This window comes from Klebsiella sp. P1927, assembly GCF_018204675.1.
GTDB lineage: Bacteria > Pseudomonadota > Gammaproteobacteria > Enterobacterales > Enterobacteriaceae > Klebsiella > Klebsiella pneumoniae.
Window position 1 is genome coordinate 3,186,907 of the sequence record NZ_CP073377.1, and the last position, 14,897, is coordinate 3,201,803.

Consider the following 14,897-nt stretch of genomic DNA (forward strand, 5'->3'; position numbering starts at 1 on the left):
GGTGACAGCTATGACCGTTAAGCTGCTCGATGGTGGACGCTATAAAGTGGATATTAGACCGCGTGGAGCGACAGGACGTCGTATACAGCGGATTTTTAAAAAGAAAGCTGATGCTGTTGCTTTTGAAAAATATGTCATCAGCAATATGCATGACAAAGACTGGCTGGATAAACCAACCGATCACAGGCGGCTAAGTGAGCTGCTTGATAGATGGTGGGAGCTGCACGGCCGAAGCCATAAGTACGGTGAGAAGCGCCAGCGCGAACTTAAGCGGGTAATTAGTGATATGGGCAACCCTCGTCTTTCAAAAATCAATAAGGGGTTTATTGCTGAGTACAGAAGCATGCGCCTTTATGAAGGGGTTAAGGCTTCCACTGTTAACCGCGACTTGAGCACGTTACGTGGCCTATTCCGTGTATTGACTGAAGCGGAAGATCTCCACGCAGAAAACCCACTAAAAGGTATCACAGATCTCAAGCAGGAAAGGCCCGAAATGTCCTATCTGAGCACTGAAGAGATCGAAAGGCTGCTTTCAGCTTTAAGTAGTGACGCCCGGCGCCTCACTGTTTTGTGCTTAAGCACTGGCGGCCGCTGGGGGGAATCGCTGAATATGCTGGCTCAGAATATGATGCATGGAAAAGTGACGTTTACCAAAACCAAAAACGGGAAGGCGCGCACCGTCCCCATTTCTGATGAGGTCATGAAATACGTCAAAACCAAAACCACCGGCAGACTCTTCGACGTTGACTATGTCGAATATCGCAAGGTACTAAGGGAGGTAAAGCCAGATCTACCTAAGGGCCAGGCTACGCATGTTTTGCGTCATACCTTTGCTGCGCACTTCATGATTAATGGGGGGAATATCTTGACGTTAAATAAAATATTGGGACATTCGAAAATTGAGCAGACTATGACTTATGCGCATTTTTCACCCGACCACCTTAGCGACGCAATTCACCTGAATCCGCTTAGTGATGGCATCCACATTCCATCCACTAAAATGGTGAATAGCGGTTAACGCTGACACCCCAGCAAGCAACTAACCCCATGATTTATTATGAATTACCAAGTAGATCATGGGGACAACAACCCGGAGTGCTCCGGGTTTTTTTCGTTATTTCGCCGCCTCGTTGATCACCTTTTTAAAGGTCTCCAGCGGGCAGAATCCCTGGTCATCAACCGGACAGCCGTTAAGCGCCAGAGTGATCCGCTGCGGCGGGGCCTGCAGGGTTAACGCGTCGGCGTTACGCAGTTGCTCGGTACTTTGATAGACATACTCAATCTTCATCAGATCGCGATTGCCGGCGCTGTCATGCCAGCGCTGAAACAGCAGTTTGCCGCCGATAGGAGTGCGCTCATACTGGCCGGGCAGTTGATAGGGCTTAAAGTCCAGGGCGGTGAGCAGCGAAGCGATATTCGAGTCGTGTCCCACCAGCAGCGTGACTTTCGCCTTGCTGGCTCCCTCGCCCACCAGCGCGTTATCGATATATTTAACCAGCGGTTTGGCGACGTTTTGCGCCACCGCCACCGAGGTAAACAGACTATCCTGATAGCCATTTTTCAGCTTCGACAGCACTTGCCACTGCTTATCGCTGGCGATCTCCCCCCACGCCACCTGATCTTTCGGGAAGCCTTCATAATATTGCAGGGTGAAGGCGTCTACCAGCGAGTTGCCCACCTTCAACGGTCCGGACACTCCCGGCTCCTGCTGATAACCGGCGCTAAAGGTATCTTTACCCTCGCTCAGGGAACAGACCTTCTTCTCTTTGCAGGAGGGTGAGTTGCGGTAATCGATCATCGTCTCCAGCAGCTTGTAGCTCTCGGTCAACTGCATTCCCTGGCGCTCTTTTTCCATCGCCTGCAGCGCTTTCTCGCGAAACGCCGGGGAGTCGTCGGTAATAACCGGGTTGAAGGTCGGGTCCATGGTGCCCATCTGAGGCTGGTGATGCACCGGGATGCCGCAGCCCGGGAACGCGCCGGTGATAAAGAACTGCGCGGTGGCGACGGTGCGCTGCAGGCTGTTAGCGTAGGCATAAACCGCGTTTTCCGGCGGGCACTCGCCGCTGGTCACCAGCTTCTGCTGCGCCAGCCATTCGCGCATATAGTGGCCCATATACACCTCCAGCACACCGCCTTTGGTGGTCAGCTGGCCGCCCGGCACATCCCACTGCGGCCAGGCCTTGGCGGTGGACTGCTCCAGCACGCTGCCGTTATTGGCCAACGGCGCACGCAGGTTGTGACGACTCATGATCAGCACCTGCTGCAGCTGATCCCCCTCCGGGGCGGCCGTGTCCTGCGCCTGAGCGCCAGCGGATAACATCACCGCGCCGGCAACGGCGGCGGCAAGTAGACGTTTTTTCATCCCTTCATCCTTAGTCATTTATTATCATCGCGTTAATTGTGCCGGATTTATGACATTTTTCCTGGTAATCGCTCGCAAACTTAGACCGTAGCCGAAAATTTCCCCTGCCAGGCAAAGAGTTTTATAATGAAACAATTAACCTGGAGGCTTTCGTGAAACGTACCCGTCTGGAAAACAGCTGTTGCCCTATCGCCCGCTCCCTCGACGTTATCGGCGACTGGTGGTCGCTGCTGATCGTCCGCGATGCTCTGCGCGGGGTGCGCCGTTTTAGCGAATTCCAGAAAAACCTCGGTATCGCCAAAAACATGCTCGCCGGGCGGCTGAAAATGCTGGTGGATGAAGGCATCCTGCGCCTGCAGCCGGCCTCCGACGGCAGCGCCTGGCAGGAGTATGTCCTGACCGATAAGGGCCGTGCCCTGCAGACGGTGCTGGTCGCCCTCTCCCAGTGGGCAGACGACTATCTGTTCGATCCTGACGAACCGGCGACCCGGCTCATTGACCGCCAGCAGCGCCAGCCCCTGCGTAAGCTGGTCCTGCAGGCGGCAGATGGCCGTGAGCTGGCCCCGGCGGACATCACCATCGCTATCCCGCTGAACAACTAAACGCTGCCCGCGACAAGCAAAAATGAAAAAGTCCTGGCAAAATGGTTGCATTATTAAACCTAATATCTCATGCTGAATTTGGTTTAATAATGCAACCTTTTACGAGGCATTTCTCATGACCCAACCATCGCACACAGCTTTTATCACCGGCGCGTCCTCAGGTATCGGCGCGATCTATGCCGAACGACTCGCCGCCCGCGGCTACAACCTGATCCTCGCCGCCCGTCGTGAAGACCGTCTGCAGGCGCTCGCCGACCAGCTGCAGGCGCGCTACGCCATCCAGGCAAGCATCCTCAAAGCCGATCTTAGCGAAGAGCACGGGATTGCCGCCGTAGAGCAGCGTCTGCAGCAGGATCCCGCCATCGACCTGTTCATTAACAACGCCGGCACCGCGAAATTGGCGGGTTTTCTCGCCAGTACGCCACGCGAGCACCAGGCGATTCATACGCTCAACACCACCGCGCTGCTGCGTCTGAGCTATGCCGCGCTGGCCGCTTTCACCCCACGACGCCGGGGGACGCTGATCAATATTGCCTCTATCCTCGCGCTGCATACGCTGCCGGGCAGCGCAGTCTACAGCGCCAGCAAAGCCTGGGTGTTGAGCTTCACCCGCGGCCTGCAGGAGGAGTTTGCCGACAGCGGCGTGCGTATTCAGGCGGTATTGCCGGCGGCGACCGCTACCGATCTGTGGCCGACCTCCGGCGTGGCGCTGGACGCTCTGCCCAGCGGCACGGTAATGACCACCGAGGATCTGGTTGACGCCGCTCTCAGGGGGCTGGAGATGGGGGAACAGGTCACCTTACCACCGGTTCATGACCTGGGACTGTGGGAGACTTTTGAGCAGTCCAGACTGGCGCTGTTTACCAGTGCGCGAACCGGACAGCCTGCGCCGCGGTATCGATAAGCGGCACCGTGCGGCGGGCGCTACTCCGGTAGCGGAACCGCCGTCAGGGTACAGATCGCCTCGTGCTCGCCGCCGCGGCGATCGGTAATCACCACCTTATCGCCCGCCTTTTTGCCTTCACACGGCTTGAGGACCTGCTCCACGATCCGCTCGCGGCTCGCCTGACGTTCACTTTCAGCCTGACTGGCGAAGGCAGACAGCGCCAACGCTACGCCCAGCAGGCTGAGGGTTTTCTTATACATGACTGACTCTCAGATCGTTCTTATTCGCGGTCAGCGTAACTCGCTATAGGCCGCACTTCTGTAAAATCACTTAACGGAGTGTTACGCCATTTCAGGTGAAACCCAGGCGGTCACATCCCTGCGGGAAATATTTTATCACAACCCCGCCGCCGGATATTCTCGCGATGAGGCGTCATCTTTCAGACATATCCCGATGTTATCTTCACACAGAGCCCTGTATCTTTTTCCCTTTCCAAACAGAATATTAGGTTGGTCTATGTCGGGTCTTATTCTCTTTATCGTCGCGGTGGCGCTGCTGGGCGTCGCCATCTACAGCCTGGTGTCGTACCTCAAAGAGCGGCGCGCCAGTCAGTTACCTGTCCATAAAAAGAAGAAATAATACCTTCCGTTCCCCACCGTTTTCTGCTGATTTCTTTACCGTCCTGTACTGTCCCTTACCGAAGCCAACACGAAGGCAGGCCTGCGGGCCTGCCTTCGTTCAGTTTATGCCTCAGAACCTATGACTCCCAGGCCTGCTCCGCTTTAGCGGCATCAAACTGCGGCGGCGGTTTGCGGAAGCGTCGGGTCAGATAAGTCAGGTACAGCAGACCAAGCGCCGCCCACACCAGGCCGAGCGTCAGGGAGGTGGCCTCGAGATTGATCCACAATACCCCGACCGTCAACGCCCCGACCATCGGCAGCAGCAGATAATGCAGTCGATCCTTCCAGGTTTTGTTGTACCCCTTGCGCCGCCAGAAGTGGTTGAACACCGACAGGTTAACGAAGGTGAAGGCCACCAGCGCGCCGAAATTAATCAACGCGGTGGCGGTCACCAGGTCGAAGAACAGCGCCGACAGTGCAACGATGCCCACCATAATCACGTTCAGCGCCGGGGTACGCCATTTCGGATGCACATAGCCAAAAATGCGCTCCGGGAAGACGTTGTCGCGGCCCATCACGTACAGCAGACGGGAGACGCTGGCATGGGAGGCCAGGCCGGACGCCAGGGTGTTAACAAAGGTGGTGCACAGGAAAATCGACTGGAACAGCTTGCCGCCCACGTACAGCGCAATCTCCGGCAGCGCGGCATCGGGGTCTTTAAAGCGATGAATATCCGGGAAGAACAGCTGCATAAAGAACGACGCGACGATAAAGATAATGCCGCCGTACATCGCGGTGAGAAAAATTGCCTTCGGGATCACTCGCGCGGCGTCAGGGGTCTCTTCCGACAGGGTGGTCACCGCGTCGAAGCCGAGAAACGAGAAGCAGACAATGGTCGCGCCGGTAATAATCGGGATCAGATGCGCATTCTGGCTGATAAACGGCTGCAGCGACCAGACGGTACCCACCCCCTCGCCTTTATGCAGCCCCTGCACCACCAGAATGACAAACACCACCATGATCGAAATCTGCACCAGCACGAACAGGGTATTGAAGTTGGCCACCAGGTTAACGCTTTTCAGGTTCGCGGCGGTCAGAATAGAGACAAAGGTCACTACCCACACCCACGGCGGCACTTCGGGGAACAAGGCCGAGAGATAGATCTTCGCCAGCAGGACGTTGATCATCGGCAGAAACAGATAATCCAGCAGCGACGACCAACCGACCATAAAGCCGACGTGCGGACTGATGGATTTTTGCGCGTAGGTATAGGCGGAACCGGCCTCCGGAAACTGACGCACCAGTTTGCCGTAGCTGATGGCGGTGAACAGCACGCCAGCCAGCGCCAGCAGATAAGACGCCGGAACGTGGCCATTGCTGATGCCCGAGACGATGCCGAAGGTATCAAACACCGTCATTGGCGTCAGATAGGCCAGCCCCATCATCACCACTTGCCAGAGTTTGAGGGATTTACGCAGACGCGGTCTGCCCGCCTGAGCGGCGTTATGTGCCGGAGGATTAATAGCCATCGCCCATACCCCTCTTGCTGTTAACAGTTTGCGGGCCCAACGTCCGCGTGACAAACCTGCTTAGCAAAGGGGTAAGGCATAGATAAAAGGGTAAGACGGACCGGTAAGCGGTAGCTGGCTGGCATCCAATGCGGCCTGAGCGGCCTCCCTCTCCCTGCGGATATTTGAACATCTGCATCATCTCATTTCCTCGTCACACACTGTGTCGTTAACTGAAGCCCCGTTGCCGCCTGCGCTCCTTAACGCGACATCCGGGAAATGGCTGGGCTCCCAGCAAAAACGTCGGCCAGGCTCCGCTCAGGCCGTATGATGCTACTGATTACCAAACTTATGGGCCCCTCGCGGGGCGACCATCAGGCGTTTTTCAACATCCACTCAATTTCGGTTTCTGTGATAAGACGCTCAAACTGCAGTAATTCATCATGCTTACAGGCATGGAAAACATGGCAGAAACGCTCGCCGAGGCGCTCACGCAAGTGATCGTTCTGCATAAACTCCCACAGCGCATCGCTCTGGCGGATCGGGAACGGCAGGCCCTCTTGTTCCAGACCGTTACCTTCCACCTCTTCCTGTAAAGGCAGCTGGGGGTTATCCAGCCCGTGCAGAATGCCGGCAAAAATCGCCGCCATCACCAGATACGGGTTGGCGTCCGCCCCCGCGACGCGATACTCCACGCGGTGGTTCTGCCGCTCGCCGCACGGAATACGCAGCGCGACGGTGCGGTTGTTATGCCCCCACGAAGCCTGCGTCGGGACGTACATCCCCGGCTGGAAGCGGCGATACGAGTTCACGTTCGGCGCCAGCAGCGCCATCGAGGCCGGCATCAGATCGATCATCCCGGCCAGCGCGCGTTTGAGCAGCGCAGAGTCTTCCCCATCGCCGTCCACCAGCACGTTTTCCCCTTTATTGTTCAGCATGCTGATGTGGATATGCATCCCACTGCCGGCATGCTCTTCATAAGGCTTCGCCATAAAAGTGGCGTGCATCTTATGCTTCTCCGCCATCAAACGCACGAGACGTTTTAACGCCAGCGCATCATCGCAGGCGTCCAGCACGTTATCGGTATGGTGAAGGTTGATTTCAAACTGGCCCGGCGAGGCTTCCGCCACCGCGCCATCGGCGGGGATCAGCTGCAGTTTGGCCAGCTCGTCGATGTCGTTGAGCACGTCAGCGAAGTGGTTAAGGTTATCGACCGAATAGACCTGGCTTTGGGTGTTGCGATCGTCGGTGCCCGGCGCACACGGCGGCTGCAGGTAGCCTTCGGCATCGCGTTTGCGGTCCAGTAAATAGAACTCCAGCTCTACCGCTACCACGGGGAACAGCCCGCGCTGGCGCAACTGCTGCCAGAGGCGGTTGAGTACGTTCCGCGGCTCAACGTCAAAGGGAGCGCCATCTTCATCAACCATGGTTAGCTGTACCTGGGCTATCGATTGTGGGTCAGCCGCCGAAGGGGTTAAGGTGCCGGGTACCGGGATGCAGCTGCGATCCGGCTCGCCCATCTCCTGGCCCAGACCGGCCTCTTCCACCACATTGCCGAGAATATCCATCGCAAACACCGAGGCCGGGAAATAACAGCCTTTCTCCAGTTTGCTCAGGCCGGCAACCGGGATGCGCTTGCCGCGGAAGCAGCCGTTCAGGTCAGTGAGGAGGACATCGACATACTGGGTATCAGGGTAGGTTTCGAGGTAGCGCTTCACTTCTTTCGCGAACGCGCTAACCCGTCTCTCTTCCGTTTGCTGAACAAAATTCTCAACTTCTACGATATTGGTTTCCATGATTCACCGCCGTTGGTTGGGTTTCGGTCCTGCACTCAGACCGTTAAATATAATGTCCACCCCATCGACTGTGTATGCAAATAAATTGTTTGTCAAATGTTAAATTAAGTTTGCAAAGGGCTATTTCCACTGCTAGATTGAGAAAATATTGAACGATATGGCCGTTAAACCCGCTATAGCGGTCATAATTTAGTCCACTTTGTGAGGGCGATCATGGAAAATATAATGTACAAGCCAGTTATTGGCGTCGTGATGTGTAGAAACAGGCTTAAGGGTCACCAGACCCAGACCTTGCAAGAAAAGTACCTGAATGCAATTGTTAACGCCGGCGGACTGCCGATTGCCCTGCCGCATGCGCTGGCGGAGCCGGAGCTACTGAACGTGGTCGTTGATAAACTGGACGGGATCTACCTGCCAGGCAGCCCCAGCAACGTGCAGCCGCACCTTTATGGTGAAAACGGCGATGAGCCTGACGCCGACCCCGGGCGTGATCTTCTGAGCATGGCGCTGATTAACGCCGCGCTCGAAAGGCGCATCCCCATTTTCGCCATCTGTCGTGGACTGCAGGAACTGGTTGTCGCCACCGGCGGGACTCTGTATCGTCGTCTGTTCGAGCAGCCTGAGCTCCTTGAACATCGCGAAGATCCTGAACTGCCCGTCGAGCAGCAGTATGCGCCGTCCCATCAGGTTGAGGTTCAGGAAGGAGGATTGCTGTCGCAATTGATACCGGGCTGCAACACGTTTTGGGTAAACTCGCTACATGGGCAAGGGGCAAAAACCCTCAGTCCGCAGCTGCGAGTGGAGGCGCGAGCGCCGGATGGACTGGTGGAAGCGGTCAGCGTGAACGATCATCCTTTCGCGCTGGGCGTACAGTGGCATCCAGAATGGAACAGTAGCGAATACGCCCTGTCGCGTATGTTGTTTGATGGTTTTATCACCGCCTGTCAGGGCCATCATGCTGAAAAGCGGCGGCGCTGACCACTACCGTTAAGGAAATGCAAATATGAGCGATGACGGACTGGCGCCAGGGAAACGTCTGTCAGAGATCCGCCAACAGCTGGGTCTCTCACAGCGTCGTGCCGCCGAACTGTCTGGGTTAACACATAGTGCCATCAGCACCATAGAGCAGGATAAAGTCAGTCCTGCCATCAGTACGCTGCAAAAGCTGCTGAAAGTCTATGGGCTGTCGCTCTCGGAATTCTTTTCTGAACCCGAAAAGCCGGACGAACCCCAGGTGGTCATTAATCAGGATGACCTGATTGAGATGGGAAGTCAGGGCGTTTCCATGAAGCTGGTTCATAACGGAAATCCGAACCGTACGCTGGCGATGATTTTTGAAACTTACCAGCCTGGAACCACGACCGGGGAGAGGATTAAGCATCAGGGTGAGGAGATAGGCACCATACTGGAAGGTGAGATCGTGCTGACCATTAACGGTCAGTCGTACCACCTGGTGGCTGGACAGAGCTATGCCATTAATACCGGCATTCCGCACAGCTTCAGCAACACCTCGGCAGGCATCTGCCGCATCATCAGTGCCCACACCCCCACCACATTCTGATTATTTCGCCTGAACGAAGTTCAGGCTTACTTCAGGCCTGTCGCGACGGAAAATCTATTTTCGTCGCGGCGAAGAACTCGTAGTAATAACGTCTGCGCCGTACGGAATATTATTTCCTGTTGGCCCTGAAATAATTAACGCCAGTGAATGGCGACTCGCTCCTGAATAATTCGGGTTGCAAACAACCCGTCAAAAATCAGGAGAATAAAACGGTATTCAACTCCGGGGATACGCTATGCCCTGCGCCCGGCGCAGTGCCCCCGTGCAGCCTGAAAACGCCGCACTGATTAATTTGCCGATAATGTTTTTAAGGAGTCATGATGAATTTTCAGCACCTGGCTTACTGGCAGGAAAAAGCGAAAAACCTGGCCATTGAAACGCGCTTATTTATTAACGGCGAATATTGCGCCGCGGCCGATAATACCACCTTTGAGACTATCGACCCCGCCGCGCAGCAGACATTAGCCCAGGTCGCCCGCGGTAAAAAAGCCGACGTCGAACGGGCGGTGAAAGCCGCGCGCCAGGCTTTTGATAACGGCGACTGGTCGCAGGCCTCCCCCGCACAGCGTAAAGCGATCCTCACTCGCTTTGCTAATCTGATGGAGGCCCATCGTGAAGAGCTGGCGCTGCTGGAAACGCTGGATACCGGCAAGCCGATTCGCCACAGCCTGCGCGACGATATTCCCGGCGCCGCCCGCGCCATTCGCTGGTATGCCGAAGCGCTGGATAAAGTCTATGGCGAAGTGGCCCCCACCGGCAGCAACGAGCTGGCGATGATCGTTCGCGAACCAATTGGCGTGATCGCCGCGGTGGTGCCGTGGAACTTCCCGCTGCTGCTGGCCTGCTGGAAACTCGGCCCGGCGCTGGCGGCAGGCAATAGCGTAATCCTCAAACCCTCGGAAAAATCGCCGCTTACCGCCCTGCGTCTGGCCGGGCTGGCGAAAGAGGCCGGCCTGCCGGACGGCGTGTTGAACGTGGTCAGCGGCTTTGGCCACGAGGCCGGGCAGGCGCTGGCCCTGCATCCTGATGTTGAAGTCATCACCTTCACCGGCTCCACCCGCACCGGCAAGCAGCTGCTGAAAGACGCCGGCGACAGCAATATGAAGCGCGTGTGGCTGGAAGCGGGCGGCAAGAGCGCCAACATTGTCTTCGCCGATTGCCCGGATCTGCAACAAGCGGTTCGCGCCACCGCCGGCGGCATCTTCTACAACCAGGGACAGGTGTGCATCGCCGGGACCCGTCTGCTGCTCGAGGAGAGCATCGCTGACGAGTTCCTGGCGCGGCTGAAAGCTGAGGCGCAACACTGGCAGCCGGGCAACCCGCTCGATCCGGACACCACCATGGGCATGCTGATTGACAATACCCATGCCGACAACGTGCATAGCTTTATTCGCGGCGGCGAAAGCCAAAGCACCCTGTTCCTCGACGGACGGAAAAACCCGTGGCCTGCCGCCGTTGGCCCGACCATTTTCGTTGACGTCGACCCGGCATCAACCCTCAGCCGGGAAGAGATCTTCGGCCCGGTGCTGGTGGTGACCCGCTTCAAAAGCGAAGAAGAGGCGCTAAAGCTCGCCAATGACAGCGACTACGGCTTGGGCGCCGCGGTGTGGACCCGCGATCTCTCCCGCGCCCACCGCATGAGCCGCCGCCTGAAGGCCGGCTCGGTCTTCGTCAACAACTATAACGATGGTGATATGACCGTTCCGTTCGGCGGCTACAAGCAGAGCGGCAACGGGCGCGATAAATCGCTGCACGCGCTGGAAAAATTCACCGAACTGAAAACCATCTGGATTGCCCTGGAGTCTTGATCATGACTGAACATACCACTAGCTACTATGCCGCCAGCGCCAACAAGTATGAACCGTTCCCGACGCTGGAGGGATCCATCAACTGTGACGTCTGCGTCGTCGGCGGCGGCTACACCGGCCTCTCGTCTGCCCTGCATCTGGCCGAAATGGGCTACGACGTGGTGGTGCTGGAAGGGGCGCGCATCGGCTTCGGCGCCAGCGGCCGCAACGGCGGTCAGCTGGTCAACTCCTATAGCCGCGATATCGACGTCATTGAAAAGAACTACGGCCCGGATGCGGCAAAAATGCTCGGCAGCATGATGTTCGAAGGCGGCGATATCATCCGCGAACGCATCCAGCGGTATCAGATCCAGTGCGATTACCGCCCGGGCGGCCTGTTCGTGGCGATGAACCATAAACAGCTGGAAACCCTGGAAGAGCAGAAAGCCAACTGGGAGCGCTACGGCAACACCCAGCTGGAGCTGCTGGACAGAGAGGCCATTCGTCGCGAAGTGGACAGCGACCGCTACGTCGGCGCCCTGCTCGACCACAGCGGCGGCCATATTCACCCGCTGAACCTTGCCATCGGCGAAGCGGATGCCATTCGCCTGAACGGCGGCCGGGTGTATGAGCAGTCGCCGGTCACCCGCATCCAGCACACCAGCCCGGCGGTGGTCAGCACCGCGCGCGGCCAGGTCACCGCGCGCTACGTGATCGTCGCCGGCAACGCCTATCTCGGCGATAAACTGGAGCCGGAGCTGGCGAAACGCAGCATGCCGTGCGGCACCCAGGTGGTCACTACCGCTCCGCTGTCGGAAGAGGTCGCCCGCTCGCTGATCCCGAAAAACTACTGTGTGGAAGACTGTAACTACCTGCTGGACTACTACCGTCTGACCGGCGACAACCGTCTGCTGTACGGCGGCGGCGTGGTCTACGGCGCGCGCGATCCGGACGACATGGAGCGGCTGATTATGCCGAAACTGCTGAAAACCTTCCCGCAGCTGCAGGGGGTGAAGATTGACTACCGCTGGACGGGCAACTTCCTGCTAACCCTGTCGCGGATGCCGCAGTTCGGGCGTCTCGATAACAATATTTACTACATGCAGGGCTACAGCGGCCACGGCGTGACCTGTACCCACCTTGCCGGACGCTTGATTTCAGAGCTGCTGCGCGGCGACGCCGAGCGTTTCGACGCCTTCGCCAAACTGCCGCACTACCCGTTCCCGGGCGGCCGCAGCCTGCGCATTCCTTTTACCGCCATGGGCGCCGCCTACTACAGCCTGCGCGACCGCCTTGGGGTTTAATCGCCTCTGCCGACGGCGCTGGCCGTCGGCTCATGCTGCGGATAGTGCAGCTGAAAGTAGTGGCGCAGAAACTCCACGGTGGTGCGGATTTTGGCCGACGTCGCCAGCCGGGAGACGTAAACCGCCCAGACGTTGGCCGGCTGCCAGTAGTCCGGCAGCACCTGCACCAGATGTCCGCTGGCGATATTCTCCCGGACGTCCCACCACGAACGGAGCGCAATCCCCTGCCCGTCCAGACACCACTGATGCACAATTTCACCATGGTTGGAGGAGAGCGGCCCGGTTACCTTGATGGCGTGCTGGCCCTCTTTGCTATGCAATTGCCAGACGCCGAACGGATGATCGCGCTCTTTAATCACCAGGCAGGGTAACGCGGCCAGATCGCTCAGCTGTTTCGGCGGCGCATGGCGGGCAAGGAACTGCGGCGAGGCGCAGAGTACGCGGTGATTGGCCGCCAGCTGGCGGGCAATCAGATTCGGTGCGATATCGTCGCCGACGCGAATATCGAGATCCACCCCTTCATTGACTAAATCCACCAGCCGGTCCTGGACATCGAAACGCAGCTCCAGCTGCGGGTACTGGAGAGCCAGCGCCGACAGCGCCGGGGCGACAACCCGACGGCCAAAGCCGAAGCTACTGATAATACGCAGCGTTCCCTGCGGCACCTGGCGCACGTCGGAAAGCTCATCCATCATCTCATCGACATCCTGCAAAATGCGCTGCGCCCATTCATAGATCCGCTCCCCCTCTTCGGTAATGGTGACCCGACGGGTGGTCCGGTGCAGCAACATCACATTCAGGGTTTGCTCCAGCAGCGAAACCCGCTTGCTGACGAACGCCGGCGATACGCCAAGCTCCTCGGCGGCGGCGGCGAACCCGGCCCGGCGAGCGACCAGCATAAAGACGCGTAAATCATTTAGCAGCGGCAGATTATTCATGATCTGTGTTTTATGTTTCACCAGTTAGCGTGATTAATTATGAACCAGTCAATTATAGGATAGGCAGGTGGTCAAACATCATCGTTAAAAAGTGAGAACCGGAATGAAAAAAACCTGTCGTATTGCCGCCATCCCGGGTGACGGAATTGGCAAAGAAGTTCTGCCTGAAGGGATTCGCGTGCTGCAAGCCGCCGCACAGCGTTGGGATCTGTCGCTGAGCTTCGAGCAGATGGAGTGGGCAAGCTGCGAATATTACGCCCATTATGGCAAGATGATGCCGGACGACTGGCGCGAGCAGCTGCAGGGCTTCGATGCTATCTACTTCGGCGCCGTCGGCTGGCCGGATACCGTTCCCGACCACATTTCGCTGTGGGGGTCGCTGCTGAAGTTCCGCCGCGAGTTCGATCAATACGTCAACCTGCGCCCGGTGCGCCTGTTCCCCGGCGTCCCCTGCCCGCTGGCGGGTAAAAAGGCCGGCGATATTGATTTTTACGTGGTGCGCGAAAATACCGAAGGCGAATATTCCGCCCTTGGCGGCCGCGCCAATGAAGGCACCGAGCATGAAGTGGTGATTCAGGAGTCGGTCTTTACCCGCCGCGGCGTGGACCGGATCCTGCGCTACGCCTTCGAACTGGCGAAAAGCCGCCCACGCAAAACGCTGACCTCCGCAACCAAATCCAACGGTCTGGCGATCAGCATGCCCTACTGGGATGAGCGGGTGGAAGAGATGGCCAAAAACTATCCCGAAATTCGCTGGGACAAGCAGCATATCGATATCCTGTGTGCCCGCTTCGTGCTGCAGCCGGAGCGTTTTGACGTGGTGGTCGGCTCCAACCTGTTCGGCGATATTCTCTCCGATCTCGGCCCGGCCTGTACCGGCACTATCGGCATTGCGCCGTCGGCCAATCTCAATCCGGAGCGCAATTTCCCGTCGCTGTTCGAACCGGTTCACGGGTCGGCGCCGGATATTTACGGTAAAAATATCGCCAACCCGATCGCCACCGTTTGGGCCGGGGCGATGATGCTCGATTTCCTCGGCAACGGCGATGAGCGCTACCACACCGCTCACGATGGCATTCTGGCGGCGATTGAGCAGACGATCGCCTGCGGACCGAAAACTCCGGACATGAAAGGCAGTGCCTCAACGCAGCAGGTTAGCGAGGCTATCTGCAAGGCCATTTTGGCGTAATTACCCCGCCGCTCCCCGGTGGCGCTGCGCTTACCGGGGCTACAATCGCACGATAATGTAGTGTGTAGGCCGGGTAAGGCACAGCCGCCACCCGGCAAAAAAAACGGCACAGCAAGTAGCCCGGGTAAGGCGCAGCCGCTACCCGGCAAAAAACGGCACAGCAAGTAGCCCGGGTAAGGCGCAGCCGCTACCCGGGAAAACCCGCGCGCCTGGTCCGCCAACGCCCCTCTCTTTTCGCTATGCAGAATCCCCCACGATTGACAAGTGAACCGCATCACAGCGGTGAACTTTATTAATTCCTGAAAGGACAGAACCTGCGCCAATTCACCTTTTATTATTTCCGT

14 protein-coding genes are annotated in these 14,897 nt (G+C 57.6%); 9 read left to right on the forward strand and 5 right to left on the reverse strand.

Annotated features, from left to right (window positions below):
* Positions 1–10 precede the first annotated feature (10 nt).
* Positions 11–1,018 carry a phage integrase gene (locus KB892_RS16295; RefSeq protein WP_072353947.1) on the forward strand — a complete coding sequence of 336 codons (1,008 nt, stop codon included), beginning with the start codon at positions 11–13 and terminating at the stop codon, positions 1,016–1,018.
* Between the two features lie 96 nt (positions 1,019–1,114).
* Here the strand turns inward: KB892_RS16295 and agp are convergent, their stop codons facing one another.
* Positions 1,115–2,362 (reverse strand): bifunctional glucose-1-phosphatase/inositol phosphatase, encoded by a 1,248-nt coding sequence (gene agp, locus KB892_RS16300; protein WP_206659702.1) that lies wholly within the window; start codon positions 2,360–2,362, stop codon positions 1,115–1,117.
* Between the two features lie 152 nt (positions 2,363–2,514).
* Between agp and KB892_RS16305 the strand changes: the two genes are divergently transcribed.
* Positions 2,515–2,964: a winged helix-turn-helix transcriptional regulator gene (locus KB892_RS16305; RefSeq protein WP_002898606.1), complete on the forward strand. Its 450-nt coding sequence runs from the start codon at positions 2,515–2,517 to the stop codon at positions 2,962–2,964.
* A gap of 115 nt (positions 2,965–3,079) precedes the next feature.
* Positions 3,080–3,868 carry an SDR family NAD(P)-dependent oxidoreductase gene (locus KB892_RS16310; RefSeq protein WP_004150831.1) on the forward strand — a complete coding sequence of 263 codons (789 nt, stop codon included), beginning with the start codon at positions 3,080–3,082 and terminating at the stop codon, positions 3,866–3,868.
* A gap of 20 nt (positions 3,869–3,888) precedes the next feature.
* Here KB892_RS16310 and KB892_RS16315 read toward each other — a convergent pair whose 3' ends face one another.
* The gene (locus KB892_RS16315; protein ID WP_002898602.1) at positions 3,889–4,110 is read right to left on the reverse strand and encodes a hypothetical protein; all 222 of its coding nucleotides are present in this window, start codon (positions 4,108–4,110) and stop codon (positions 3,889–3,891) included.
* A 256-nt stretch (positions 4,111–4,366) separates the two neighbouring features.
* Between KB892_RS16315 and KB892_RS16320 the strand changes: the two genes are divergently transcribed.
* Positions 4,367–4,489, forward strand: coding sequence for a small membrane protein (locus KB892_RS16320; protein ID WP_002898600.1), 123 nt, complete (start codon positions 4,367–4,369; stop codon positions 4,487–4,489).
* Positions 4,490–4,607: 118 nt separating this feature from the next.
* Here KB892_RS16320 and KB892_RS16325 read toward each other — a convergent pair whose 3' ends face one another.
* Complete coding sequence (locus KB892_RS16325; protein ID WP_002898598.1) at positions 4,608–5,999, reverse strand: APC family permease; 1,392 nt, start codon at positions 5,997–5,999, stop codon at positions 4,608–4,610.
* A 353-nt stretch (positions 6,000–6,352) separates the two neighbouring features.
* Complete coding sequence (locus KB892_RS16330) at positions 6,353–7,774, reverse strand: glutamine synthetase family protein (RefSeq protein ID WP_002898595.1); 1,422 nt, start codon at positions 7,772–7,774, stop codon at positions 6,353–6,355.
* A 225-nt stretch (positions 7,775–7,999) separates the two neighbouring features.
* On the opposite strand from KB892_RS16330, the gene puuD reads away from it, so the two are divergent.
* The 4 genes from puuD (at position 8,000) to KB892_RS16350 (ending at position 12,426) form a co-directional block, all read left to right on the forward strand.
* A complete protein-coding gene (gene puuD / locus KB892_RS16335; RefSeq protein ID WP_004221445.1) occupies positions 8,000–8,752 on the forward strand; it encodes a gamma-glutamyl-gamma-aminobutyrate hydrolase in 753 nt (250 codons plus the stop codon).
* A gap of 25 nt (positions 8,753–8,777) precedes the next feature.
* The gene (gene puuR / locus KB892_RS16340; RefSeq protein WP_002898590.1) at positions 8,778–9,335 is read left to right on the forward strand and encodes an HTH-type transcriptional regulator PuuR; all 558 of its coding nucleotides are present in this window, start codon (positions 8,778–8,780) and stop codon (positions 9,333–9,335) included.
* 320 nt (positions 9,336–9,655) lie between these two features.
* On the forward strand, positions 9,656–11,143 hold the full coding sequence (gene puuC, locus KB892_RS16345) for an aldehyde dehydrogenase PuuC (protein ID WP_004150832.1): 1,488 nt from the start codon (positions 9,656–9,658) through the stop codon (positions 11,141–11,143).
* Between the two features lie 2 nt (positions 11,144–11,145).
* Entirely contained in the window at positions 11,146–12,426 is a 1,281-nt protein-coding gene (locus tag KB892_RS16350) for an NAD(P)/FAD-dependent oxidoreductase (RefSeq protein WP_062954981.1), read from the forward strand.
* On the opposite strand, the gene KB892_RS16355 is transcribed toward KB892_RS16350, so the two are convergent.
* Positions 12,423–13,385 (reverse strand): LysR substrate-binding domain-containing protein, encoded by a 963-nt coding sequence (locus tag KB892_RS16355; protein ID WP_004221441.1) that lies wholly within the window; start codon positions 13,383–13,385, stop codon positions 12,423–12,425. The two genes, KB892_RS16350 and KB892_RS16355, sit on opposite strands and share 4 nt — an antisense overlap.
* Positions 13,386–13,467: 82 nt before the next feature.
* Between KB892_RS16355 and KB892_RS16360 the strand changes: the two genes are divergently transcribed.
* On the forward strand, positions 13,468–14,553 hold the full coding sequence (locus tag KB892_RS16360; RefSeq protein ID WP_002898577.1) for a tartrate dehydrogenase: 1,086 nt from the start codon (positions 13,468–13,470) through the stop codon (positions 14,551–14,553).
* The last annotated feature ends 344 nt before the right edge of the window (positions 14,554–14,897 follow it).